At 59.4% G+C, this 23,906-nt stretch carries 22 protein-coding genes; 12 read left to right on the top strand and 10 right to left on the bottom strand.

The genetic code is table 11. The features are described from left to right. Window positions 1–3: 3 nt before the first annotated feature. Complete coding sequence (locus HUW52_RS16200; protein WP_016985232.1) at window positions 4–381, bottom strand: fe2+ zn2+ uptake regulation protein; 378 nt, start codon at window positions 379–381, stop codon at window positions 4–6. A 251-nt stretch (window positions 382–632) separates the two neighbouring features. Between HUW52_RS16200 and HUW52_RS16205 the strand changes: the two genes are divergently transcribed. After that, window positions 633–2,987 (top strand): acylase, encoded by a 2,355-nt coding sequence (locus HUW52_RS16205; protein WP_256667835.1) that lies wholly within the window; start codon window positions 633–635, stop codon window positions 2,985–2,987. A gap of 53 nt (window positions 2,988–3,040) precedes the next feature. Here the strand turns inward: HUW52_RS16205 and HUW52_RS16210 are convergent, their stop codons facing one another. Next, entirely contained in the window at window positions 3,041–4,042 is a 1,002-nt protein-coding gene (locus HUW52_RS16210) for a FecR family protein (RefSeq protein ID WP_175554245.1), read from the bottom strand. Between the two features lie 152 nt (window positions 4,043–4,194). Here HUW52_RS16210 and HUW52_RS16215 point away from each other — a divergent pair, with 152 nt between their 5' ends. After that, entirely contained in the window at window positions 4,195–4,464 is a 270-nt protein-coding gene (locus HUW52_RS16215) for a PepSY domain-containing protein (protein WP_016985235.1), read from the top strand. Between the two features lie 56 nt (window positions 4,465–4,520). Here HUW52_RS16215 and HUW52_RS16220 read toward each other — a convergent pair whose 3' ends face one another. Further along, window positions 4,521–9,392, bottom strand: coding sequence for a dermonecrotic toxin domain-containing protein (locus HUW52_RS16220; RefSeq protein ID WP_175554246.1), 4,872 nt, complete (start codon window positions 9,390–9,392; stop codon window positions 4,521–4,523). Between the two features lie 206 nt (window positions 9,393–9,598). Between HUW52_RS16220 and HUW52_RS16225 the strand changes: the two genes are divergently transcribed. Continuing rightward, window positions 9,599–10,657 carry an Ldh family oxidoreductase gene (locus tag HUW52_RS16225; RefSeq protein WP_095118758.1) on the top strand — a complete coding sequence of 353 codons (1,059 nt, stop codon included), beginning with the start codon at window positions 9,599–9,601 and terminating at the stop codon, window positions 10,655–10,657. Window positions 10,658–10,819: 162 nt separating this feature from the next. Here the strand turns inward: HUW52_RS16225 and HUW52_RS16230 are convergent, their stop codons facing one another. After that, window positions 10,820–11,137: a YqjD family protein gene (locus tag HUW52_RS16230; RefSeq protein WP_016982860.1), complete on the bottom strand. Its 318-nt coding sequence runs from the start codon at window positions 11,135–11,137 to the stop codon at window positions 10,820–10,822. A gap of 154 nt (window positions 11,138–11,291) precedes the next feature. Here HUW52_RS16230 and HUW52_RS16235 point away from each other — a divergent pair, with 154 nt between their 5' ends. Continuing rightward, window positions 11,292–11,546 (top strand): hypothetical protein, encoded by a 255-nt coding sequence (locus HUW52_RS16235; RefSeq protein WP_007917411.1) that lies wholly within the window; start codon window positions 11,292–11,294, stop codon window positions 11,544–11,546. 4 nt (window positions 11,547–11,550) lie between these two features. On the opposite strand, the gene HUW52_RS16240 is transcribed toward HUW52_RS16235, so the two are convergent. After that, window positions 11,551–12,459, bottom strand: a complete 909-nt coding sequence (locus HUW52_RS16240) for a LysR family transcriptional regulator (RefSeq protein ID WP_026000430.1) — start codon at window positions 12,457–12,459, stop codon at window positions 11,551–11,553. An 84-nt stretch (window positions 12,460–12,543) separates the two neighbouring features. Here HUW52_RS16240 and HUW52_RS16245 point away from each other — a divergent pair, with 84 nt between their 5' ends. Continuing rightward, entirely contained in the window at window positions 12,544–13,467 is a 924-nt protein-coding gene (locus tag HUW52_RS16245; RefSeq protein ID WP_016982858.1) for a carbon-nitrogen hydrolase family protein, read from the top strand. Window positions 13,468–13,603: 136 nt separating this feature from the next. Here the strand turns inward: HUW52_RS16245 and HUW52_RS16250 are convergent, their stop codons facing one another. From HUW52_RS16250 to HUW52_RS16265, 4 genes are all read right to left on the bottom strand, one after another. Then, window positions 13,604–14,149 carry a GNAT family N-acetyltransferase gene (locus HUW52_RS16250; RefSeq protein WP_175554247.1) on the bottom strand — a complete coding sequence of 182 codons (546 nt, stop codon included), beginning with the start codon at window positions 14,147–14,149 and terminating at the stop codon, window positions 13,604–13,606. A 53-nt stretch (window positions 14,150–14,202) separates the two neighbouring features. Further along, complete coding sequence (locus tag HUW52_RS16255) at window positions 14,203–14,676, bottom strand: LEA type 2 family protein (protein WP_016982856.1); 474 nt, start codon at window positions 14,674–14,676, stop codon at window positions 14,203–14,205. Between the two features lie 67 nt (window positions 14,677–14,743). Then, complete coding sequence (locus tag HUW52_RS16260) at window positions 14,744–16,210, bottom strand: nucleobase:cation symporter-2 family protein (protein ID WP_016982855.1); 1,467 nt, start codon at window positions 16,208–16,210, stop codon at window positions 14,744–14,746. 216 nt (window positions 16,211–16,426) lie between these two features. Then, window positions 16,427–17,320: a LysR family transcriptional regulator gene (locus tag HUW52_RS16265; RefSeq protein ID WP_150729279.1), complete on the bottom strand. Its 894-nt coding sequence runs from the start codon at window positions 17,318–17,320 to the stop codon at window positions 16,427–16,429. A 99-nt stretch (window positions 17,321–17,419) separates the two neighbouring features. On the opposite strand from HUW52_RS16265, the gene HUW52_RS16270 reads away from it, so the two are divergent. The 7 genes from HUW52_RS16270 (at window position 17,420) to HUW52_RS16300 (ending at window position 23,138) form a co-directional block, all read left to right on the top strand. Then, window positions 17,420–18,511: a polyamine ABC transporter substrate-binding protein gene (locus tag HUW52_RS16270; RefSeq protein ID WP_175554248.1), complete on the top strand. Its 1,092-nt coding sequence runs from the start codon at window positions 17,420–17,422 to the stop codon at window positions 18,509–18,511. A gap of 16 nt (window positions 18,512–18,527) precedes the next feature. Next, complete coding sequence (gene speB / locus HUW52_RS16275; RefSeq protein WP_175554249.1) at window positions 18,528–19,487, top strand: agmatinase; 960 nt, start codon at window positions 18,528–18,530, stop codon at window positions 19,485–19,487. 188 nt (window positions 19,488–19,675) lie between these two features. After that, entirely contained in the window at window positions 19,676–20,392 is a 717-nt protein-coding gene (locus HUW52_RS16280; protein WP_175554250.1) for a YafY family protein, read from the top strand. A gap of 51 nt (window positions 20,393–20,443) precedes the next feature. Beyond that, window positions 20,444–20,785 carry a nuclear transport factor 2 family protein gene (locus HUW52_RS16285; RefSeq protein WP_175554251.1) on the top strand — a complete coding sequence of 114 codons (342 nt, stop codon included), beginning with the start codon at window positions 20,444–20,446 and terminating at the stop codon, window positions 20,783–20,785. 22 nt (window positions 20,786–20,807) lie between these two features. Continuing rightward, entirely contained in the window at window positions 20,808–21,923 is a 1,116-nt protein-coding gene (zapE, locus tag HUW52_RS16290) for a cell division protein ZapE (RefSeq protein WP_175554252.1), read from the top strand. Window positions 21,924–21,940: 17 nt separating this feature from the next. Then, window positions 21,941–22,522 carry a DinB family protein gene (locus tag HUW52_RS16295; RefSeq protein WP_175554253.1) on the top strand — a complete coding sequence of 194 codons (582 nt, stop codon included), beginning with the start codon at window positions 21,941–21,943 and terminating at the stop codon, window positions 22,520–22,522. Between the two features lie 118 nt (window positions 22,523–22,640). Beyond that, complete coding sequence (locus tag HUW52_RS16300; protein ID WP_175554254.1) at window positions 22,641–23,138, top strand: GNAT family N-acetyltransferase; 498 nt, start codon at window positions 22,641–22,643, stop codon at window positions 23,136–23,138. A 403-nt stretch (window positions 23,139–23,541) separates the two neighbouring features. Here the strand turns inward: HUW52_RS16300 and HUW52_RS16305 are convergent, their stop codons facing one another. Next, window positions 23,542–23,751: a hypothetical protein gene (locus HUW52_RS16305; protein ID WP_016983771.1), complete on the bottom strand. Its 210-nt coding sequence runs from the start codon at window positions 23,749–23,751 to the stop codon at window positions 23,542–23,544. Between the last annotated feature and the right edge of the window lie 155 nt (window positions 23,752–23,906).

Raw genomic sequence — 23,906 nt, forward strand, 5'->3', positions numbered from 1 at the left:
GTTTCAATCGTTGTTGAGGACAGCAGCAGCCTGTGGATGCAGGCTGTAGCTCTTGTCCGCATTGAAGGTGATCACACCTTCGGCGCACAAACGCTTGAGCACTTCGCGCACGCTGAGGAAGGACAGCGGAATATCCAGATCCAGCAATTGGCTGTGGACGCCGCGCACCCCGAGGCGACGGTCACTTTGCGCTGCCACCAGCAGTGCATCGATGACTTTCAGGCGAATCAGGCTGGTGCGCAGACCGAAACTCTTCAGCAACAGGCGAATGCGTTCGTTACCGTGACGCTCGCCACGTTGCCCGAAATCGCTCGCGTGGGGGCTCATGGAAGCTCCTTGGGGGGCCTGGCTACCGTCCATTGGTAGTTGCGAGTTGTACATGCGATTACTCCTTTTCAGAGCCTGATCGGGAAAGGGTTTTCTTGCTCTCTCTAAACAAGACGTTTCAGCACGACAAATCATGAAAGAAAAAATGTAGAAAATTTGTCGCCGATTTGTCTTCTCTCCGTGATTGCGGCGCAAATTGCGGTGAGTTGCGGTAAATCTTTTTCCCTGATCTTCGTTACCTGTGGAGTCTCCCTGCGCACGGATGCGTTGTGCCCTCAGGTTTTGATATTCGATCAGGAGTTACAGTGACCATTCTTTCCAGACGATTGACCGGACTGGCCTTCGCCGGTGTGTTTCTCGGATTCAGCGTGTCAGCCCATGCCTTCAGCCCGAGTTCATCGGCCGAGACCGGCACCGAAATCCGTCGTACCGGTTTTGGCGTACCGCATATCCGTGCCCAAGATGAACGAGGCCTGGGCTTTGGTATCGGTTATGCCTATGCACAGGACAATCTCTGCCTGTTGGCCAACGAGATCGTCACGGTCAACGGCCTGCGTTCGCGCTATTTCGGCCCGGACCAGATGACTGTCGAAGCTCGCCCGAACCGTGTCAGCGACGTCTTCTTCACCTGGCTCAATCCCCCCGAAGCGGTCCACACCTTCTGGCAGGCGCAACCGGCCCAGGTACGTGATCTGGTCGAAGGTTACGCTGCCGGTTATAACCACTATCTCGCCGAGCGACGCCAGCAAGGCCTGCCGCAGCAATGTCAGGGTGAGTGGGTTCGCGATATCACTTCGGCGGACCTGGTCAAGTTGACCCGTCGACTGTTGGTTGAAGGGGGTGTCGGACAGTTCGCCGAAGCCTTGGCGGGCGCCACACCGCCGCAGGCGACTGCGCAGCTTGTACAGGACGAACAGGCCTTTCAGCTGGCTGATACACGCCAGCAGCGCTTTGCCCTCGATCGTGGCAGCAATGCCCTGGCGGTGGGCAGCGAGCGTTCTTTCAACGGTCGCGGCATGTTGCTGGCCAACCCGCATTTTCCGTGGGTCGGCGCCATGCGTTTCTATCAGATGCATCTGACCATTCCCGGCAAGCTGGATGTCATGGGCGCAGCCTTGCCGGGCCTGCCAATGATCAATATCGGTTTTAACCAGCACGTGGCCTGGACCCACACGGTCGATTCCTCGAAGCACTTCACGCTGTATCGTCTGCAACTGGACCCGAAAGATCCGACGCGTTATCTGCTCGACGGCAAATCCTTGCCGATGAGCAAACAGACGGTGACTGTCCAGGTCAAGCAAGCCGATGGTCAGGTAGTGCCCGTAGCGCACGATATTTACAGCTCGCAGTTCGGCCCGGTGGTGCAGTGGCCCGGCAAGCTCGACTGGAATAATCAGTTCGCTTACAGCCTGCGCGATGCCAACCTCGACAATGATCGCGTGCTGACGCAGTGGTATGCGATGAACCAGGCTTCCTCGCTTGAGCAACTGCAGGACTCGGTGCACAAGATCCAGGGTATCCCGTGGGTCAATACCCTCGCCGTGGATGACAAGGGCCAGACGCTGTACATGAATCTGTCGGTGGTGCCCAACGTCAACGCCGAGAAACTGGCCAAGTGCAGTGACCCGCGCGCCGGCACAAAGATGATTCTGCTCGACGGTTCCAACAGCGCCTGCGCCTGGGACGTCGACCCGCAAGCTGCACAGAAGGGCATTTATGCATCGAGCCAGCTGCCGCAACTGCTGCGCAAGGATTTCATCCAGCACTCCAACGATTCCGCGTGGCTGGTCAACCCGGCGCAGCCGCTCACTGGCTTCTCGCCACTGATCAGTCAGGACGGTCAACCGTTGGGCATGCGTTCGCGGTTTGCGCTGGATCGCCTGGGCAGCCTGAGTAAAAAAGGTCCGCTGCGAGTGAAGGACCTGCAGCAGATGGTCATGGACGATAAGGTGTATCTGGCGGCCCAGGTCGTGCCGGATCTGCTGAAGTTCTGCGCCGCTGACCTTGGCGCCGATGCCAGGACTCTGAAACCGGTCTGCACCAGTCTCAAGGAATGGGACGGTCGCGCCAATCTGGACTCGGGTCTGGGTCTGGTGCATTTCCAGAACATCATGCAGGCAATTCAGGATTCAGCGGATATCTGGCGCGTCGCTTTCGATCCGAAAGACGCGCAACACACCCCGCGTGGTCTCGCGGTCGAGCAGCCGGCCGTGGCACAGTCGCTGCGAGAGGCGATGCTGGCTTCGGTCGAAGCGACGAACAAGATGGGCCTCACACCGCAAACCCGCTGGGGCGATATCCAGGTGGTCAGCAGTGGCGGGCAACAGACACCGATCCATGGCGGGCCGGGTAAGCTGGGGATCTACAACGCCATCCAGAGCGTGCCCCGCGAGGACGGCAAGCTTGAGGTGGTCAGCGGTACCAGCTACCTGCAAGTGGTGACGTTCGACGAAAAAGGGCCGCACGCGCAGGGCCTGCTGGCGTTTTCGCTGTCGAGCGATCCGGCATCGAAGTATTCGCGGGATCAGACCGAGGCCTTTTCGAAGAAACAATGGAGTGTGTTGCCATTCACCGAGCAGCAGATCAAGGCCGATCCGCAGTATCAGGTGCAGACCATTCGCGAGGCGTTGGACAAGGCGGGGAAAGTAGCCGCGCAGTGAACTGCAGCGTGAACTGAGAACAGGAAGGCCGCATCCCTCCAGGGGCGCGGCCTTCAGCTTTTTGGAGGTTGTTTTGGCATCGGGTTGATCACTGGGTTGCCTTCCTTGTTGCGCGTGAGGTAGACGGGCAAGACCTTGGGCAGGGAGTTGGCCAGGTTGTTCAGCTCCTTGATGTTGTAGATGCCGCCCACCCTGATCGAACCTGTGCTGTTGTCGGCGAGCATCAAGGGTCTGTCGAGGTAGCGGTTGATCAGGGGCAGGGCTTCATTGAGCGCCAGATTGTCCAGCACCAGTTTGCCGTTGCGCCAGGCCAGCGAAGTATCGTTGGGATAGGTCTGGCTGATCTGCGGCATGTAGTCGCCCGGTTTGTAACGCGCCTGCATGGACGGCCCCAGACGCAGGCCTTCGCCTGGCAATGCGCGATTACTCGTCACCAGCACAGAACCTTCGATCAGGTTGACACGTACCTGGTCTTCATACAGCCATACGTTGAAGCGCGTACCGGTCACTCGAATATTGCCTTCGCCCGCTCGCACGACAAACGGGTGCGAGGCGTCGTGACTGACGTTGAAGAACACCTCGCCTTTTTTCAACGTGACTCGTCGTTCGTCCTTGTAATTGCTGAAGGTCAAATCAGTGTTCAGATTCAACTCGATCTGACTGCCATCGCTCAGCGTGACCTGACGCACGTTGTCGGTGGCACGCAGGTGCTCATAACTGTCGGGTACCCAGCCCAGATTCCATCCGGTGTAGGCCGCCAGCGGTAACGCGAGCGCGCAGACACCGGCCGCTATTGCGTACTGGCGCAACGAACGGGACGGTTGCTGAAGCGGCACAAGCGGTGCGGATTCCGGGCGTGGCAGATGTTCGGCGACGTCCCAGATTTCCAGCATGGCTTCATACTCGAACGCATGCAGCGGATGAGCATCGTGCCATTGTATGAATGCGCGACGTTCTTCTTCCGTGCAATCCGCGGCGTGCAGACGCATGCACCAGTGCGCAGCGGCATCGGTGATCGCATCGTATTCGGCTTCCGAGAGAGTGTCTTGGGTCATTGACTCGTCCTGATTTCGCACATTCTAACCTTTGCGGGAAGTTGCCGAGAACATCGGTCATGGCATTTACCCATCAAAGTGGAACTTATTTTTCGCTCAGGCACCCAAAAAGCAGGACGCCAATGACTACTATCCACAAATGGAGTGAAAAAATGATCAAAAACACGTTTGCTGCACTGATTGCCACTGCCAGTTTGCTGAGCGCCGGTGCTGCATTGGCTGACAGGCCCGGGGCTGGCTGGGTCACCATCGAGAAAGCCATCGAAATCGTGAAAACCAAGGCCGGGTATGTCGAGGTCTACGAAATTGAAGCCGACAACGACGGTTACTGGAAAGGTGAAGGGCGCAAGGCCGACGGCGTGGTTTACGAATTCCGCATCGACGGTGCATCGGGCAATGTGCTGCGCGATCAGAAAGACTGATTCCCAGGGCCGCTGAAAAGGCGCAGGTCACGACCTGCGCCTTTTTTTTGCGTTTGTCAGGGCGTAACTGCCGGATCGAGTTGCCGGCCCATCTCGCAGATCAGACGCGCGATCGAGTCGGCGTTGTGCAGGATGACGTCGATACGTGCATTGGGCGAAAGCCGATCAAAAAACGCGTTGCGTGCGTCATCAATGGTCGGGCTGCCGGTGAGTGCGAGCAGTTTTTTGCTCATATCCTCAGCCGCGGGAAATTTGTCCAGATCGACGTACGAGCCGCGTTTTTTGCTCCAGCGCGCGAACAACTGATCTTTGGGCGTATTCAGCGACAGCGCCTTGTTCTGAAAATCTTCCAGTACATCCCTCATATCCCGCCCATAGGCGGTGAGCGTGTTGATCAGATCAGAAAACGGCCGGCGCGCCTCCACAAAGGCGAAATCCTCGGTGGCGGAGAATTGATGGGACAACTCGTGGATCAGTGTTGCCGCCTGAGCGTGGCCATCGACATCGAAGGGTATCGTCAGGTTGCCCTTGTAAAAACCGAGTTTCTGATCGAAGAAGTGCTCGGTGAAGTGCACCATTTTGCGCCGGTCATTGACCAGCACGAACGCGATGGCGGAGGACATGGCGGTATTGGACCCCACCACAAAGCGTTCGGTGTCCATCAGGTCATCGCTGGGGTCGACCAGGGCATTACAGATCGGCACGATGGCCTTGTGAAGCTTGGCCAGTAACGCTTTGTCGATGTGATCAACGCCGAAAAACAACCTGAGAAAACCGTCCAGACGGGTGCCCGGAACATTGGCTTTCAGCTGGGCCAGATTGTGCAGGCTGTTGAAGGCATAGAAACGGGCCATGTCGACCGCTTGCTGGATTTGCAAGGCTTTATCGGGATGGCGGCGGCGAATCTCGTTCATGCCGATGGCTTCGATTTCCAGCAAGGCTCGGCGGATGGGCTCCACGGCGTATCGCTGATGCAGTTTCGATATCGCTTTGCCGTAGTGAACCGCGTAGCGGTCTGGCGCGAGCAAGAGCCGCGAGCCACTCAATCGTAATGACGGCCCGGGCTTCTCATCGCCGAAGATCTGCCAGACGGCGCCCGGTTGGTCGACCTGATGAACCTTGCCGGCAATGGCCGTGTAAAGGCGTTTATTGATCGGATTTTCGTAGGTGCCGTTCTTCGCGTCACGCTTGAGGTCTTCAAGCGCCACGGCCGACGTTTCAAAAGGCTGCAACTCGGTGCGCGAGGGTGAGGTCATCCTGATCTGTGACCAGCTCGGCGCAACCAGCGCGGGCGAGCTTTCGACGGCGCTGGCGTCTTCGTCAGTGACTCGAGTGATTGGCGACGTTTCAGTCGTGGTTTGTGCCGTTCTCGGGGGCGTGGCTTGCGTCGCTGCCGATGCCTCTGCCGTCAGGCGCCCCAGGCTTATCATTTGCACCGCACCGGCGATAAATGACTGCAGTGCTTGCGTCCAATGATGATCCTGCAGATTTTCTGCCGAATCCTTGAAGTCCTTGTAGGCCTGCCATAGAAATGTCACGTACGAAAGTTTGCCGGGCAGCAGACCCGAGATCAGACTGGTGCCTTTGCTGAACAGGTTTTTGGCTGCTTCCCAGTCGCTTTGAGCGCTGGCTGACGACTGGCCGTTCAGCAATTGCGGCAACAACTTGAGGTTGTCGCTGAAAAACCTATGCAACAGGTTGCCGGTGATGGTGTTACCCGCAAGTATCATTTCGCTGACCTCGCCAGCGCTCGACTGCAACAACCCTCGAAATACCGATTGCTGTGCCAGTGGCAAACGACGAATCAGCAAGTCCTGAAAACTGCCTGGCGTATTGATGGCTGCGATCACACTCGCTTCGTCGGCAAACTCGCGAAACACGTCTTCTGCGTACGGGGCATACAGCACCAGCGGCCCCTGATGACCGCTGCCCGGGCCGATCATATACAGGCCCAGTGCTTCGACCGCAGTCGAGCCCGCGGTTTTGATCAGCGACAACGGATACACGATGGCGTGGGCGCCTTCGACCGTCTTGCGTGCGATGCCATCCGGGATGTCCAGCACTTGGCATACGTAGTCGAATGCGCTGGCAGACAATTGTTGTTGCAGTTTCAAACCATGAGCGTGCTGCAGCAATTGCCAGGGCAGCTGTCGCAAGAAGCGCTGCTTGCGCTGCGTGGCCTCGGCATCATCTGCAGAGAGGGCAGCGGTGACTTTTTGTGCAAATGTCGTCGGGATCTCCAGTGACAACAGCAGTTGTCTGACCGTCGCCGGATCCAGATTGGCCGGTAGCGGGGTAGTGGTCCTGGAGGCGACTTTGAAACCGGTGCCCTGAGCGATATTGATATGGTTGAGCGCAAATTCGGTCAGCGCGCGGGCAGGGCCGGCCAGGGCCAGGTTGGGAATGATCTGGATGTCATTCGGATCGAGTCGGCTGCCTGCAAATCGAGTGTCAAGCAGCGCCTTCAACCTCTGATGTACGTAGTCGGCCAGTGTAGGCAAACCGCTGAGATAGTCCTTATGGTCGACAACGCTGCGACGCCATTGCTCAAGCAGTTCGAGGTGCAACTGTTGCTCCTCCACCGGTGCCATGCCCAGCCAGGCAGGAAGTGACTGTTGTTGATCGATAGCGTTGGCCAGATGAATAGTGCGCAGCAGATTGGTATCGAAGGCCGTTTTTGTCAGGTAAGCAAGCGCCGAGGTCAATCCGGCCCGACCTTTGAATCGCGCACGAACTTCTTCACAACGTGCGATGAAGTGTTCAATGCCGGACTGCACGCGGTTCTCCAGAATGCTGTCTTCGATCAAGCGCAAGGTGCCCAGCGTGTATTGCCGATGGTACTGGCGTTCTTGAGGCAAAAGATTTTCCAGCAATGACAGGCGTCCAATCCTGTCTTCGAGCCGTTGACCCAGTGCCAACCGGGCAGCGCGAATGCTCTTGTAGGCTTCCAGGCCCAGTGCCGGCGTCCAGACCATTACTCTGCCCGAGTGCAAGTCGTCGAGGCCGCCGCGCTCGGTCAGCAAGAAGCAGTGGGCCAACGACAAAGGCGCTTTCGCCTCAGGGGTTTTCAGCGTGAGTGACCAGGCATCGGGGCGAAAGCCGTTGAGTGAGCGTCGATTGTCGCGTCTGGTGTGATCGGGGTTGATCACGGTGTCGACGATCATCTGCTCGGCAGATTTCAACGAGCCACTGAGCACTCGCAATGCCGCTTCTGCGGTCACGCCGAGAAAGAGTGAGTGGGCCAACCGTGATTTCATGTTTTCCAGATAGTGGCGTTGCTCTTCGATGTGAGTAACAGGCTGAACTTTGAAGGAACTGGCGATCAAGGGCTCGATGTCCTGGCAGGTTTTCGCCACGGCGGCGGCTTTCTGCGCGCGAACCTGCGATGGCTGTTGAACACCGGTCAGCACCGGCCGCGTTGACCAGCGTGCCGCGGTTTCCATTTCCAGCAACCGCTGATGAAGCATGGCGCGGATATCCAGGGCTTTGTCGAACAGGGCATGGATATCCACGCTGCCATCGCTGTGACGGGACACCTGCAAAGCGTATTCGATGTTCTGCCGCTGCTTGGTGATAATGGCCTCGAACAACACGTTGAAGATCTCGCCGCCGACGCTTTCTCCAGTGACATGAGGTCGGTCAAAGCCGATAAAACGTTTGCGTTCCTCAAGGTTCAACAACCCGTACAGTTCGTCCTCGTGCCCGGCCGCATGGAACTTGCTCAATACGGTGTCCTTCAGATCCTGATAATCCTTGAGTACCTGCAGACCCATGGTCGGCGTGTACAGGAAGGCGTTGGCGTGACTGATCATCAACGAACCTGCAAGCTCGACATAGTTGGGTTCGTACTCCCACAGACGCACGTTTTCGATGGTCGGGCGCCGGGTCGGATAGGCTGCCGGACGAATCATCTGATGCAGGGTGGCAAACTGGCTGGCGTCGATGATGTTGGTTTCGCGCTTGATCATCAGTTCGGCACGGGCCTGTTCCTCAAGCGCCTCAGCAAAGAATTTGCGCCTTGGCGCCCCCGTGGCAGAAGGCGCGTCCCAATAGCGCTCCATTTCGCGAAACAGCAGGACCCGCAATTTGTTTGCGGCCTGTTTGACGGCATCTTCCCAAACGCCCTGATCGTTATCGAACGGAGCACGCTGGGAATTGGCAAATTCATGCAGCTGGCCCGCTGGCCAATCCTGGTTGCGGTAATACATCAGCACCGCTTCACTCAGGCTTACTGAATCGTGCCATTGTCTGGCCGAACTGGCTGCCGCCACGGCGGCGCTGCCGTCAACGGGCGCATGGGTGTAGAAGTTGACGCGGGTCAGCGCCTGCTTGATGTTGGGTAAGCGGACACGCAGCAGATCATCGAGGATTTTTTCCACCAGGGGTGTGAGCGCCGGTAGCCGCTTCAACTCATCAAGCATGGCCACGGCGTTGACTTGCTGGGCCGCGAGAATGTGGTTTTTCTGGCTTTCGAAGATGTCGTCTCTGATCGTTTCATACGTCAGCGTGCGGTGCGTCTGTTCGCTGACTTTGCGGCGTTGAGCGAGCGAAAGAAACGCCAGCAGCGGGTCCTCTTCCTCGGCCACCTGCAGGCGTTTCTCAAACAGTGTCTTCAGGATCGCGAGGCTTTCGTATTTTTTGATGCCGTCGTACGGCGTGTACAGGAGCGCACCTTTGTCGTCTGGGGTTTCGCTGAGGATAAAACTGCCGGCCAGCGGTATGGGCTTCGCCGCGCCGACTTCGATGTAAATGCTTTGCGCGAGCATCGGTGGGGATTGTTGATTACGTAGCGCGTGAGTGCTCAGCTTTACATGAGCCAGCCAGTCGAAGTCCTTGCTGTTGAGGCTGTGGGTTTTGCCCAGTTCTTTCCAGAGACCGGGGAAGTTCAGGGTTTCGGGGAACAGGAGCGGGGCAGCGGGCTCAGGCATTTTCGAGTCTCGGTAATAGCGCGATGGGCGCCAGAAATGAGGCTCAAGGCTAGGCGCAAGGGACGGCGCTCAGGTGGTAGATAGTTATCGCTCGCAGTTTTTTGCAGTCGGCCAAGGGTTGACAGAGAGCAGGGGTGACGTGGTTAATCGCTGGGCAATTTGTTCGTACGCTGGTGTTCCCTCCAATAATTACTCTGGAGCTTCAGATGTCTGCGCCACACGATCATGTCTCTGCCGCCGCTTCGTCGGTGTTATCACTTGAAGCATTGACGCAACTGCTTGAAACGATTTTTTTGCGCCACGGCACCTCTGTCGAGGTCGCTCGGGTGTTGGCCGCCAACTGCGCCGGTGCTGAGCGAGATGGCGCGCACAGTCACGGAGTGTTCCGTATCCCCGGTTACGTCTCGACTCTGAAAAGCGGTTGGGTCAACGGCCACGCCGTGCCGCAAGTCGAAGATGTCGCCAGTGGATTTGTGCGGGTGGACGCTGGCAACGGGTTTGCTCAGCCTGCACTGGCGGCTGCGCGGTCGTTGCTGGTGGAAAAGGCCCGTGACGCCGGGATCGCCGTCTTGGCGATTCGCAACTCCCATCATTTCGCCGCACTGTGGCCGGATGTCGAGCCGTTTGCCGATGAGGGGCTGGTGGCGCTCAGCGTGGTCAACAGCATGACCTGCGTGGTGCCACACGGCGCCGACCGGCCATTGTTCGGCACTAATCCGATTGCCTTTGCTGCGCCGCGGGCCGGTGCCGCGCCGATTGTCTTCGATTTGGCCACCAGCGCCATTGCCCATGGCGATGTGCAGATCGCCGCGCGCAAGGGCGAGCGGCTAGCGGCCGGAATGGGCGTGGACAGCCTTGGGCAGCCGACCCAGGATCCACAAGCGATTCTCGAAGGCGGTGCGTTGTTGCCGTTCGGTGGCCATAAAGGTTCGGCGTTGTCGATGATGGTCGAGTTGTTGGCGGCAGCGCTGACGGGGGGCAATTTTTCATTCGAGTTCGACTGGTCCAATCATCCCGGGGCGAAAACGCCATGGACCGGACAGTTGTTGATCGTCATCGACCCGAGCAAGGCTGCCGGGCAGAGTTTTGCCGAACGCAGTGGGGAATTGGTGCGGCAGATGCACGGCGTTGGGCTCAAGCGGTTGCCGGGCGATCGCCGGCATTGGCAGCGCAGCAAATCGCTGGCTGAGGGTATTGTGCTGGATGCACAGACATTGGCGCAGTTGCGTGAGTTGGCGGGGGAGATCGAAAGGCCCTCACCCTAGCCCTCTCCCGGAGGGAGAGGGGACTGACCGAGGTGAATGGGTGAGGTTCGCCGACGTGAGAGATCGAGTCGAACTCGGGTTTTGAAAGCCCAAGGCCGTTAAAACCTTTCAGGCATAAAAAAGGCGAACCCCGCGGGTTCGCCTTTTTTGTGTGCGTTTGACTCAGCGACGGCCGAGCAGCAAACCGACCACCAGACCGAAACCGGCGGAGATCGCCACGGTCTGCCATGGATGCCCGCCGATGTAGCTTTCGGTGGCATCGACCGCCGGTTTGGTGCGATCACGTACGCTCGACACCGAGTCCAGCGCCTGCTGCAGTTTCAGGGCGATTTGTCCGCGCAGCGTTTCCGCTTCTTCGCCGACCAGTGAGGCGCTGCTCTTGAGCAGTTTGTCCGACTCTTCGATCAGAGCCTGAAGTTCGCTGAAGGCCTGATCCTTGATTTGATCTTCGGCGGCTTGCACGGCGGATTTGCGGGCCATTGGGTGACTCCTTGCAGTTGAATGGACAGTGATCAATGGAGTGTGGCGCTTGCTGAAAAGTTGCACTGAATTTAGGACAGAAAGAAAATCCTGCGCGGGAGATTTCCGTCGAGCGTGTAAGATGTCGCCATTTTACGCAGCAGGATAATTCCCCATGAGTTTCAATCTGGCCGACAAATCCCTCGCAGAGCGCGCTGCGCTGGAAGACGAGAAATCCCGTCTGTTCGAACTCTGGCAGAACAATCTGGGCAAAGCCAAAGGCGAAGCCGCGCGTTTGTTCGGCGAGCGTGGCAAGCGCAAAGGCAAATGGGCCGAGTGGGTCCGCGCGGAACTGGACGGCATGTCGCCGCCGGAGTTCGCCAACATGGTGCGCAGTGAAGTCAATCGCCTGATGGCCGCCAACAAGTAACAACTCAGGTGAACGTCGCGGCAATCGCCTCGCGGACTTTGACCACCACCGGATCGATCTGCGTGCTGGTGCGCCAGCCCAGTTCGATCGGATAACGCGGCAATTGCAGCGGGCAGGGCAACAGTGCCAGACCACTGAGCGCGGCGATGCTCTCGGCGGCATGCGCCGGAATTGTCGCCACCGCGCGACTGCCTTTGAGCAGGTACGGCAGCGCGGCGAAATGCGTGGTCGAGGCGCACACCCGGCGACTCAGACCCAGCGCCGCCAGGCCCTCATCGGTGATCCCGATAAAACCGCCGGACGACACCAGAATGTGCTCGCGGGCGACGAACTCGTCGAGGTCGATCTGCTGCTGGCCGGGCGCCAGGCTCGCTGGATCGAGCAGACAGGCATAGCCGCCTTCGCCCAACACCTGACGACTGAGCAAGCGTTCGGCAAAACCGCCGGCGGTGATCGCCAGATCGATGCTGCGCTCCATCAAGGCGCTGGCGACAATCTGGCTGTGGGTCTGGCGAAAGATCAGTCGAAGTTTCGGTGCGCTGCGGGCAATTTCCTCGATCAGCCGGCGACCGTAGGCAATCTCGAAGTCGTCCGATAGCCCTACGGTAACCGAGCGACCTTCGTATTGATTGGCCGCCGGGTCGACCATCGCCAGGCTTTGCCGACACTTGTTCAATGCTTCGCTGACTACCGGTTTCAGTTGATTTGCCTTGAGCGTCGGTGCCAACCCGCGCCCGGTGCGCACGAACAATTGATCGCCATAGACCTCGCGTAACCGCCGCAGCGCCGCACTGACCGCCGATTGCGTGACGCCCAGCCGCAGCGCTGCGCGGCTGGCACTGGATTCTTCATGCAGGGCTTCGAAGACTTTCAGCAGATTGAGGTCGACCGTGGCGATATTCATTTGGCTCATATCATTCAGCAGCGAGAGGGGCTTTATTCATGATCGCGTGGCGCCGCAGAATCAGCAACATCTGAACCTGATGGAGTCACCTCGATGCCCAAATCAATTGTTGCTGCGCTGCAAATCGGCGCCTTGCCCGAAGGCAAAGACGCCACCCTGGAACAGATTCTGAGTTGGGAAGGCGCGATCATCGAATCCGGCGCGGCGCTGGTGGTGATGCCGGAAGCACTGCTGGGCGGTTATCCGAAAGGCGAGGGCTTCGGCACGCAATTGGGTTATCGCCTGCCTGAGGGCCGCGAAGCCTACGCTCGTTACTTCGCCAATGCGATCGATGTGCCGGGCGCCGAGACGCAAGCGCTGGCGGGGCTGTCGGCGCGCACCGGGGCCAATCTGGTGATCGGCGTGATCGAACGCGCAGGCAGCACGTTGTATTGCACGGCGCTGTATTTCGACCCGCAGGCAGGGCTTATCGGCAAACACCGCAAACTGATGCCCACCGGCACCGAACGACTGATCTGGGGCAAGGGCGACGGCTCGACCTTGCCGGTGTTTGACACCCAGGTCGGCAAGCTCGGCGCGGTGGTGTGCTGGGAAAACATGATGCCGCTGCTGCGCACGGCGATGTATGCCAAAGGCATTGAAGTCTGGTGCGCGCCGACCGTGGACGAGCGTGAAATGTGGCAAGTCAGCATGCGCCACATCGCCCATGAAGGTCGCTGCTTTGTGGTCAGTGCGTGTCAGGTGCAAGCATCGCCTCAGGCGCTGGGTGTCGAGATTGCCAATTGGCCGGCGGAGCGTCCGCTGATTGCCGGTGGCAGCGTGATTGTCGGGCCGATGGGCGATGTGCTGGCGGGACCGTTGCGCGGCGAGGCGGGGTTGCTCACGGCGGAAATCGACACCGATGAACTGGTGCGCGCGCGGTATGACTACGATGTGGTCGGCCACTATGCGCGGCCGGATGTGTTTGAGTTGAGTGTGGATGAGCGAGCCAAACCGGGTGTGCGCTTCAACACATAGGGTACTGCCTGACACCGAACCCTGTAGGAGTGAGCCTGCTCGCGATAGCGGTCTGCCAGACACCATAATCGTTAACTGACAGATTGCTATCGCGAGCAGGCTCACTCCTACAATGGATCGGTGGTGTGTCTGGAAATCAGTGGCGCTTCAGCCATTCTTCGCGGGTGATTTCCCACAGCTCCCGAGGAAAACGCCCTCCGACAAAATCACCTTCATCTGTCCGAATCAAACGCATCCCTGCGCGCTCCGAGAGCTTGCGCGAGCCAATGTTCGGCGCCGCTTTCGGTACGCGCATCACCGGGCGTTGCAGAACGTTGAACCAGTAATCGGTTACCACCGCGCTGGCTTCCGTCATCAACCCTTGGCCTTGCCACGCCGGCGCCAGCCAGAAACCACGGTGGTTGTCGGCCTGATCCATCAGGCTGATCTTGCCGATCAATTGCTCCGGTGCCGATTTCAGGCGAATCGTCCAAGGCCATTCCTTACCCGCCGCAACCGCCGGCAAGACAATGTCACGCAGGTAGGCGAAAGCACCGTCCTCCGGATACGGCCATGGCACGGCCGCGTTCAGATAACGCACCACGTCCCAATGCGGAAATTCGCGTTGCACGGCTTCGGCATCCGCCAGTTGCAACGGGCGCAGGATCAGTCGTTCGGTGTACAGCGTCGGCATGTCTTCCATAAACCTGCAGCTTCCCTGAATGTCTTTAATGAACGAGGCAGGTTAGCGCATCTTTACCAGGTCGCGGCGGTTGCCTTGGGCAGGCTGAGTTTGCCGCTGTCGACAAAGCGCATGGTGCCGAACAGACCGCCGGCAAGCTTGCCGCGCAGCACATAGGGCAGGTTATCGAGGGTTTGCGTTTGACTCAGGCCCAGCGTCTGGCGCAGTACCGAAAACGCCGAGATGCTGACCGGTACGCTAACAATGGCCTCGGAAAACCTTGGGATTGAACCGCTTTGATCGCTGACACCCGAGGCCAGTGAATGGCCGTTGACCTCTAGATCCAGCGCAATGCCGTTGTAGTCGATGGCCGTCTCATTGGGGTTCTGTACGCGAATCTTGATGGCGAAGCGCACTTCCAGATCCTGGCTCGGCAACGGCTCGAGGCCAACCACGTTGATGTTCACCGGATCACGGTTGGGGAATAGCGCGCAGGCGCTGAGCGACAGCAGCAGTAACGACAGAATGACGGCTTGGAAACGGCGCATAAACGGTCTCTCAACAAAAAAGGGCTGAACCGTTGCCGGCTCAGCCCTTTCTATCAAAGGCCAGACGTCAGCGGTTCAACTGTGCGACAGCCGCCGCTGGGGCAGGTTCACCTTTGGCCGGCATATCCGGGTTTTCCATGACCTGAAGAATAGAAGCTTCCGGGTCGAAGTCGTCTTCTTCCAGCTCGATGAATTCTTCTGGCAGGAAGATGTTCAGCACGATAGCGCACAACGCGCCGACGGTGATCGGCGATTCGAAGATGTTGCGCAGCGCTTGCGGCAGTTCGCGCAACACTTCCGGCACAGCGGCGATGCCCAGGCCCATGCCCAGCGAAATCGCCACGATCAGCATGTTGCGCCGATGCAGGCCGGCCTCGGCGAGGATCTTGATCCCGGCCACCGCCACAGTGCCGAACATCACCAGTTCGGCGCCGCCGAGTACCGGTTTCGGCATCAGTTGCAGTACCGCGCCAATCATCGGGAACAGCCCCAGCAGCACCAGCAAACCGGCAATGAAGAAGGCCACGTAACGGCTGGCCACGCCGGTCAGCTGAATCACGCCGTTGTTCTGCGCGAAGGTCACCATCGGCATGCTGTTGAACACGGCAGCCATCGCCGAGTTGAGGCCGTCGGCGAGCAGGCCGGACTTGATTCGGCGGATGTACAGCGGGCCTTTGACCGGTTGCCGCGAGATCATCGAGTTGGCGGTCAGATCACCGGCAGCCTCCAGTGGCGACACGAGGAAAATCACCGCGACCGGCACGAACGCCACCCAGTCGAAGTTGAAGCCGTACTTGAACGGCACCGGCACGCTGACCAGCGGCACTTCAGGCATGGAGGCGAAATCCACCGTGCCCATCAGCCACGCGACCACGTAACCGAGGGTCAGGCCGATAACGATCGCGCCCAGACGCAGAAACGGCACGTCGACGCGGTTCAGCACAACGATGGTGCCGATCACCAGCGCTGCCAGAAAGATATGGCTGGCTGCGCCCAAGTCCGGCGCGCCGAAGCCGCCGGCAATGTCGGTCATTGCCACTTTGATCAGCGACAGGCCCATCAACGTGATGATGGTGCCGGTGACCACGGGAGTGATCAGCATGCGCAGCTTGCCGATGAACTGGCTCAGCACCACTTCGATAAAGGCGGCGAAAAAGCACACGCCGAAGATCGTCGAGAGGATTTCATCGGTGCCGCCACCGCGCGCCTTGACCATGAACCCGGCGCTGAGAATCACGCTGATAAAGGAAAAACTGGTGCCTTGCAGGCACAACAATCCCGAACCGACCGGGCCAAAGCGCTTGGCCTGAACGAAAGTACCGAGGCCGGAGACGAACAGCGCCATGCTGATCAGGTAGGGGATTTCGCTTTGCAGACCGAGGGCGCCGCCCATGATCAGGGTGGGAGTGATGATGCCGACGAAGCTGGCCAGCACGTGTTGCAGCGCAGCGAATACGGTTGCAGTCAGGTGTGGGCGGTCGTTGAGGCCGTAGATCAGGTCGTTGTTGCGCGGGGCTTTTTCAGAGGCGGTCATGGTGTTTTGCGCGCCGCGAGGCGGGGCCGGGTCAGAAAATGGAGGCGCAGGATGCCGGAAGAGGGCGGCGAGGGCAACGAGCAATAACTGCCTGAAAGGTCAGGTTTTATTGGTCGCTACGGCAAACGCCCGTGTAGGAGCTGTCGAGTGAAACGAGGCTGCGATCTTTTAAGATCAAAAGATCGCAGCCTGCGGCAGCTCCTACAGGGAGATGTATCAGGAGAAGGCCGCGAGCAGATCTTCCTCGAAGGCTTTTTGCGCATCCCCCGGCACCTGCGCCCGATGCCGGGCCATATGAAACGCCACCTCGAAACTCAACTCGCCCTCGCGAATTGGCCGCAGCAGGCCCTTTTCCTGCCAGCTCCGCGCATAGTGATCCGGCAGATAGCCGACATGTTTGCCGGACAGAATAAACGTCAGCGTGCCTTCAACCTGCTCCGACCGCGCCGAGCAGACCTTGCCCTGAAAAGGCTCGTCACTGCGGAAAAAACGATAGGGGTGATCGACCCGGTCGCAGGCCTGCAAGGCGGCATCGCTGGGCTTCTCATCGGTAAACAAGGGATGGCCGGCAGCGCAGTACAAATGCTGGGTTTCGCTGAACAACTGCTGATAGTCGAAGGCACTTTGCACTTGCGAGAAATAACCGATGGCCAGATCCAGCCGCTGTTGCAGCAGCAGGCGCTCCATCTCGCCGGGCATGGCGCTGATCAGCTCGATGCGCACCGACTCATCGCGCTCGCGAAAACGCCGGATCGCCTCAGCCACCCGTTGCAATACCGATTGATCGACCGACTCGGAAATCCCCAGGCGCACTTCACCGATCAAGCGGCCGGCGACGCCGTTGGATTGATGGCGGAAGGTTTCGATCGATTCAAACAATGTACGCACCGCGATCAACAACTGTTCACCCTTGGGCGTAACGCTGAAGCCAGCCTTGCCACGGCTGCACAAACGGTAACCGAGGCGGGTTTCCAGTTTGGCCATTTGCTGGCTGATGCTCGACTGGCTCAGGCCCAGATCACCTTGGGCAGCGCTGAAGCCGCCACACTCAACCACGCGCACAAACAGGCGCAACAGTTGCAAATCGACATCGTGCAGCTGACCCAACATCACATTACTCCGGGATAAAGTCAGGATAATTATTCGGCTATTTTTCTAATGTATCTGACGGCGCATCCTGCAACCACTTTCCTCGGTCAGGTGTTCGTCATGGCTCCCGTGTTCAAGCTGTGTTTCTCCGCGCTGCTGTTGTCCGTGGCTGTTCAGGCTCAGGCCGAGGACAAGACCCTCAATCTCTACAGCTGGGCCGACTACGTGCCGCCGCAAACCTTGCAACGGTTCGAACAGGAAACCGGCATACATGTGCGTTACGACACTTTTGATACCTCCGAGGTGCTGGAAACCAAGTTGCTCACTGGCGGCAGCGGTTACGACGTGGTGGTGCCGTCGTCCAGCGTTCTGGCCCGTGGACTGGCGGCCGGCGCGTTGAAGGAAATCTCTCACGAGGGACTCAAGGGCTACGCCAATCTTGATCCGGATTTGCTGGAGAAAATGGCCGCCGTCGACCCCGGCAATCGCTTCGGCGTGCCGTACACCTGGGGCACGTTGGGGCTGGGCATGAATGTCGAGGCGGTGCAGCAGCGTTTGCCTGATGTGCCGCTGAACAGCCTTGATCTGCTGTTCAAGCCCGAGAACGCCAGCAAGCTCAAGGATTGCGGCATCGCCATTCTCGATTCGCCGCAGGAGGTTATTGGTCTGGCCCTGCATTACTTGGGTAAAGATCCCTACAGCACCGACAAAAATGATCTAGCTGCCGCCGAAACGCTGTTGCAGAAGCTCCAGCCGTCGGTGCTCTACGTCGCCACCGGCCGGCAGATCAATGATCTGGCCAGCGGCAATGTGTGTCTCGCACTGACCTACAACGGCGACGCGAGCATGGCTGCTGATCAGGCACACAAGGCCAATAAACCGTACGAAGTGGCCTACCGCATTCCCAAGGAAGGCACGCTGGTCTGGCAGGACAATCTGGCCATCCCCAAAGACGCGCCGCACCCCGAAGCCGCGCGGGCGTTCATCGAATTCATGCTGCGCCCCGACTCGGTGGCCGAGCTGACCAACACGCTGTTTTTTGCCACCGCCAACCAGGCCGCGACGCCGCTGGTGGATGAGGCGGTGCGCAACGATCCCGACATCTATCCGCCGAGTGACGTGCGTGCGCGGCTGTACGCCGATCGCAGCATGAGCCTCAAGGACATGCGTCAGCGCACGCGTCTGTGGACCACTTTCCGTAGCCATCAATAACAACAGGAGCACCACGATGGATGTGCCCATGCAAAACGACCAGGCGATCACCCGTGACAGCCTTTACGGCACTGCTGCCGAAAGTACTTACGCCGGCATCACCAGTTTCATGCGCCGGCGCTACAGCCGCGACTTGCGCGGCATCGATGTCGCGGTCAGCGGCGTGCCGTTCGACACCGCGACCAGCAACCGCCCCGGCGCACGTTTCGGGCCACGGGGGATTCGTGCGGCTTCTACCGGGATCGCCTGGGAACGTCACTGGCCATGGACGTTCGATCCGTTTGATCATTTGGCGGTCATCGATTACGGCGACTGCGACTTCGATTACGGATCGCCCCACAGCATCCCGGAAAGCATCGAAGCCCACGCCGAGCAGATTCTCAACGCCGGCAGCGCGATGCTGACGTTTGGCGGTGATCACTTCATCAGCTACCCGCTGCTCAAGGCGCATGCTCGCAAGCACGGCACGCTGTCGCTGATCCACTTCGATGCGCACAGCGACACCTGGCCGGACGAGGAGGGCAAACGGGTCGACCACGGCACCATGTTCTGGCACGCCGCGCGCGAAGGGCTGGTTGATCCGGCGCGCTCGGTGCAGATCGGTTTGCGCACCACCAATGACGATCACATGGGCTTTCAGGTACTGGATGCCCGGCAGGTGCATCGCCGTGGTTGCGAAGCGATTATCGAAGCGATCCGCGCGCGGGTGGGCGATAACCCGGTGTATTTGACGTTCGACATCGATTGCCTGGATCCGGCATTTGCACCCGGAACCGGCACCCCTGTCTGTGGAGGCTTGAGCACCGTGCAAGCGCTGGAGATTCTCGGTGGTTTGCGCGGCATCAATCTGGTCGGCATGGACGTGGTGGAAGTCGCCCCGGCCTACGACCACGCCGAGGTCACCTCATTGGCTGCCGCGACACTGGCGATGGAAATGCTCTGCCTCTACGCCGCCCGACACAAGGTCGATATTTGACGCAATACTGCGCCCCCCTGTGGAAGCGAGCTTGCTCGCGAAGGCGTCAGCTCAGCCAACATCGTTGGCGACTGACCCGCCGCTTTCGCGAGCAAGCTCGCTCCCACATTTCAGCCAAGGCTCCTGCCATTTTCTGACACCAGCCTCTGCTAAGCTCCGGAATCTTTTCCCTCCAGAGTCCGCCGATCGTGTCGCGTACCACTCGTCTTTTGACTTTGCTGCAAGTGCTGCGCGGCAAGAAGCGCCCGGTCACGGCGGCGATTCTGGCTGCCGAGCTGGAAGTGTCCGAGCGCACGCTCTATCGCGATATCGCTGAGCTGACCGCGCTCGGCGCGCCGATCCATGGCGAGGCGGGGATTGGTTATGTGCTGCGCAGCGGCCTGTTTTTGCCGCCACTGATGCTCAATGCCGACGAGACCGAAGCCATCGTCCTCGGTTTGCGCTACGTCGATCAGCGTGGTGACGAAGTCCTCGGCAAAGCCGCGGCGGATGCGCTGGCGAAAATTGCCGCTGTTCTCGATCCGCAAGCCCAGGAAGCACTGCGCAATCCCACGGTGATGCCGGGCCCGCCGGGCTATGGTTTTCCGCAAAACGCCGTGCCGTTGAACGTGTTCCGCCATGCCATCCGCGACCAGGCCAAACTGCACATCGATTACGCCGACGCGCAGCAGGTGCCCAGCCAACGGCTGATCTGGCCTTTGGCGCTGGGCTTTCTCAATGAGGTGCGGATCATCGTCGCGTGGTGCGAATTGCGCGGCGCCTATCGTACGTTTCGCACCGACCGGATCAGCGCGGCCAGCCGCCAGGGCGAGGGTTATCCGGGACGGCGCAGCGACCTTTTGCGTACTTGGCGCGAGCAGATGCAACTGGATGAAAGCGGACGCTTCACTCCTGACAAAAACTGACGCAACGCTGTTTTAGGATGCTCGCAGAACCAAACAAAAGGAGCTGCAACCATGTCCCATCCCGTCTCTGCGCTGGCCCCGGCGATCGCTGCGTATATCGATGCGGCCAACGCACGCGATACCTCGCGGGTCGCCATTTTTTTTGCCGAGGATGCCAACGTGTTCGACGAGGGCCAGCATCAAGTCGGCCCGCGAGCCATCGCGCAATGGATGCACGACACCGGGCAACGTTATCAGCCACGGGTCGAAGTGCTGGACGTGCAGCAGCGCACCGGCAAGGTGCTGGTGCACGGGCTGATTTCCGGAACCTTTCCCGGCAGCCCGGCGCAACTGCGCTACACGTTTCGGTTGAACGAGCAGGGGAAAATCGCCCGACTGGATATTTCCCTGTAATCGGCGTGGCATACTGCCGCGCATGACTTTCGACTCCCCCCTCAGCGCCTGGCAACACGCCGTGCAACACAAGGGTTTCATCCAGGATGAAGCCCAGGAACATGCGGTCTGGGCACTGCAAAAATGCCATGAATCCCTGCACGCCGGTGCCCGTTCGGTCACCGGCGTTTATCTGTGGGGGCCGGTCGGGCGCGGCAAGACCTGGCTGATGGATCAGTTCTATCAGACCCTGCGGGTGCCGGCGCGACGCCAACACTTTCATCACTTCATGGGCTGGGTGCACCAGCGTTCGTTCCAGTTGACCGGGATTGCCGATCCATTGCGCGCGCTGGCCAAAGAGCTGGCGGCCGAGGTGCGGGTGCTGTGCTTCGATGAATTGTTCGTGAGCGACATCGGTGACGCGATCATTCTCGGTCGGCTGTTTCAGGTGATGTTCGACGAAGGCGTGGTGATCGTGTGCACGTCCAATCTACCGCCGGACGATCTGTACGCCGATGGCTTCAACCGCGATCGCTTTGTCCCGGCGATTGCCGCGATCAAGGCGCATATGCAGGTGGTGGCGGTGAATGGCGCCGAGGATCATCGCTTGCATCCGGGGGCGGGCCTGCAACGTTATTTTGTGGCCACGTCTGCGGGCAGTGCACTGGATGAGGTCTTTCCGGCATTGACCGCCGGGCAAGCGGCCAGCGCCGAACCGGTGGCGGTCGGTCATCGCCAGTTGAACGTGGTGCTGGCCAGTGAAACGGTGTTGTGGTGCCGCTACGCGGATCTGTGCGAGCAACCGTTCGCCGCCATGGATTTCATCGCGCTGTGCGACCGCTACACGGCTATTCTGTTGAGCGAGGTGCCCAATCTCAGCGCACAGAAACGTGAGGGGCGCATCGCGCGCGGCACCGAAGACGGCGCGCAACGTGTGGTGGCCGGTGACCGCGAGTTGCCGCAATTGTCGGTTCACGATGACGGTGTGCGGCGTTTCATCGCGCTGGTCGACGAGTGCTACGACCGCAAGGTGCCGCTGTACATCGAGGCGCAAGTGTCGATGGACGCGCTGTACACCGAGGGTTATCTGGAATTCCCGTTCCGCCGTACCCTCAGTCGCTTGCAGGAGATGCAGCTGCAGCGTTTTGCCGAAGCTTGAGTGAAGAGGGCGCCGACATGAGCCAAGCGTTATCCCATCATCTGCTGACCATGGCTTATCAGAATGCCTGGGCCAATCATCGCCTGGCCAAGGCCTGGTCGCAGCTTGGCGCGGCAGATCTGGCGGCGCCTCGGGTGAGTTTCTTCCCGAGTATTCGTCTGACTCTCAATCACATCCTCACCTGCGACTGGTTCTACGTCGATGCGCTGGAGCGCGAGCTGCGCGGCGCCGAGCCGCATCCTGACTGTTATGTGTTTTTCAACGCGGACGAACCGTTTACCGAGGGCGCGCAGTTGCGCGAGGAGCAGGCTCACGTTGATCGGCGGCTGATTGCTTATTGCGAGCAACTGCGCGATGCCGATCTGACCCGGATCGTCACCATCGCCCGTGACACGCCGCAGCACGAGAGTCGTCTGCGCATGTTGTCGCATTTGTTCGAGCATCAGATTCATCACCGGGGGCAGGTGCACGCGATGCTCAGCGATACTGCAGTGAACCCGCCGCAACTGGATGAGTTCTTCTGTGTCGGCGAGAGCGGACTGCGCGCCGAGGACTTCGCCGAACTGGGCTGGACCGAAGAGTTGATCTGGGGGCACTGATAAAGCAAAAGATCTTTTGCATTTGCCGGTTGCCCGCCCGATCACCCCCGCGCTAAGGTCAGGCAACCTTTCAGCGCGCACTTTGCGCGCCGGGGCTTTTGTGTGTTCGGGGATGGAAATGGATTCCGCAGAAATTCTTGTGCTTCAAGCCCGCTACAGCAATCCAACGCACGCCGAGGCCATCGGTATCGTGCTCAATCATTACGCAGAAGACCCCATGGGCGGCGGTCATTCGCTTGACCCTGACGTGTTGCGTCGGTTGCCCGAAGAACTGGCCCGTCGCCCGCATGCGTTCAGCGTGCTGGCCTTTGTCGGTGGCGAACCGGCAGGTCTGGTGAACTGCTTCGAAGGATTCTCCACGTTTGCCTGCAAACCATTGGTCAACGTCCACGACGTGGCGGTGGTGGGCAAGTTTCGTGGCCTCGGTCTGAGCCAGAAAATGCTGCAGAAAGTCGAGGAAATCTCTCGCCAGCGCGGTTGCTGCAAGATCACCCTTGAAGTACTTGAAGGTAACGCTGTGGCGCAGAACGCCTACGGAAAATTCGGCTTCGCGCCGGGCATGTTCGACCCAGATCACGGGCGCATGCTGTTCTGGATCAAGAGTTTGCAGGCCTAGAAGCCCCTCACCCTAACCCTCTCCCAGAGGGAGAGGGGACTGACCGAGGTGTTTTGGCAAGGTACGCCGACCTGAAACATCGAGCCGAACTCAGATTTTGAAAACCCCACAAATCAGCTCCCTCTCCCTCGGGAGAGGGGACTGACCGAGGTGTTTTGGCAAGGTACGCCGACCTGAAATATTGTGCCGAACTCAGGTTTTGAAAAGCCCACAAATCAGCTCCCTCTCCCTCGGGAGAGGGCTGGGGTGAGGGGCGAATTCACCACAAGTCGAAAGCCGGACATCCAATTCTGACTAATCGACTGAATCAACCCCAAAAAAAAGCGCCCCAATCAGGGCGCCAAACTGTTTTCTCCCAGGCCAGAGCGGAGCCACGGGAGGTCCATCGGTTGCTCGCTAAATCTCAGTCGCGATAGGACTCGGTCACTTGCGCCGTCTGGTCGGCGGGAACGCGAATTTCTTTCGCGTTGGCGTCGCTCTTCTGCTCGCTCTGGGCGTGCTGAACCGGGAAGTTGTCGTAGTAATAACGCATGCGCTCAGCGCCGCCTTCGGCGAAGACGCTGGCAGAACCCAGGGCAAACAGCCCGGCAAGGATTGCGGTAGTGATTTTCATGGTGCCTCCTACTGAACAAGTGGGAGCCGTTCGTCCATGAAGCAGATCTCGGAAGAGAGTCTGGGTGGCATGAATTAACACGGGGTTAACGCCGGTTCAGTGTGGGTTTTGCAGCATGTTGCGGGGCAGTACCAGACAGCTGCGGCGCACATCAA

This window comes from Pseudomonas sp. 43A (assembly GCF_013363935.1).
GTDB lineage: Bacteria > Pseudomonadota > Gammaproteobacteria > Pseudomonadales > Pseudomonadaceae > Aquipseudomonas > Aquipseudomonas crudilactis.

What these genes read in the sequence shown, in the direction of transcription:
- HUW52_RS16200 (WP_016985232.1), bottom strand. Translation starts at nt 381, where the DNA reads ATGTACAACTCGCAACTACCAATGGACGGTAGCCAGGCCCCCCAAGGA.
- HUW52_RS16210 (WP_175554245.1), bottom strand. Translation starts at nt 4,042, where the DNA reads ATGACCCAAGACACTCTCTCGGAAGCCGAATACGATGCGATCACCGAT.
- HUW52_RS16215 (WP_016985235.1), top strand. Translation starts at nt 4,195, where the DNA reads ATGATCAAAAACACGTTTGCTGCACTGATTGCCACTGCCAGTTTGCTG.
- HUW52_RS16220 (WP_175554246.1), bottom strand. Translation starts at nt 9,392, where the DNA reads ATGCCTGAGCCCGCTGCCCCGCTCCTGTTCCCCGAAACCCTGAACTTC.
- HUW52_RS16225 (WP_095118758.1), top strand. Translation starts at nt 9,599, where the DNA reads ATGTCTGCGCCACACGATCATGTCTCTGCCGCCGCTTCGTCGGTGTTA.
- HUW52_RS16230 (WP_016982860.1), bottom strand. Translation starts at nt 11,137, where the DNA reads ATGGCCCGCAAATCCGCCGTGCAAGCCGCCGAAGATCAAATCAAGGAT.
- HUW52_RS16235 (WP_007917411.1), top strand. Translation starts at nt 11,292, where the DNA reads ATGAGTTTCAATCTGGCCGACAAATCCCTCGCAGAGCGCGCTGCGCTG.
- HUW52_RS16240 (WP_026000430.1), bottom strand. Translation starts at nt 12,459, where the DNA reads ATGAGCCAAATGAATATCGCCACGGTCGACCTCAATCTGCTGAAAGTC.
- HUW52_RS16245 (WP_016982858.1), top strand. Translation starts at nt 12,544, where the DNA reads ATGCCCAAATCAATTGTTGCTGCGCTGCAAATCGGCGCCTTGCCCGAA.
- HUW52_RS16250 (WP_175554247.1), bottom strand. Translation starts at nt 14,149, where the DNA reads ATGGAAGACATGCCGACGCTGTACACCGAACGACTGATCCTGCGCCCG.
- HUW52_RS16255 (WP_016982856.1), bottom strand. Translation starts at nt 14,676, where the DNA reads ATGCGCCGTTTCCAAGCCGTCATTCTGTCGTTACTGCTGCTGTCGCTC.
- HUW52_RS16260 (WP_016982855.1), bottom strand. Translation starts at nt 16,210, where the DNA reads ATGACCGCCTCTGAAAAAGCCCCGCGCAACAACGACCTGATCTACGGC.
- HUW52_RS16265 (WP_150729279.1), bottom strand. Translation starts at nt 17,320, where the DNA reads ATGTTGGGTCAGCTGCACGATGTCGATTTGCAACTGTTGCGCCTGTTT.
- HUW52_RS16270 (WP_175554248.1), top strand. Translation starts at nt 17,420, where the DNA reads ATGGCTCCCGTGTTCAAGCTGTGTTTCTCCGCGCTGCTGTTGTCCGTG.
- speB (WP_175554249.1), top strand. Translation starts at nt 18,528, where the DNA reads ATGGATGTGCCCATGCAAAACGACCAGGCGATCACCCGTGACAGCCTT.
- HUW52_RS16285 (WP_175554251.1), top strand. Translation starts at nt 20,444, where the DNA reads ATGTCCCATCCCGTCTCTGCGCTGGCCCCGGCGATCGCTGCGTATATC.
- zapE (WP_175554252.1), top strand. Translation starts at nt 20,808, where the DNA reads ATGACTTTCGACTCCCCCCTCAGCGCCTGGCAACACGCCGTGCAACAC.
- HUW52_RS16295 (WP_175554253.1), top strand. Translation starts at nt 21,941, where the DNA reads ATGAGCCAAGCGTTATCCCATCATCTGCTGACCATGGCTTATCAGAAT.
- HUW52_RS16300 (WP_175554254.1), top strand. Translation starts at nt 22,641, where the DNA reads ATGGATTCCGCAGAAATTCTTGTGCTTCAAGCCCGCTACAGCAATCCA.
- HUW52_RS16305 (WP_016983771.1), bottom strand. Translation starts at nt 23,751, where the DNA reads ATGAAAATCACTACCGCAATCCTTGCCGGGCTGTTTGCCCTGGGTTCT.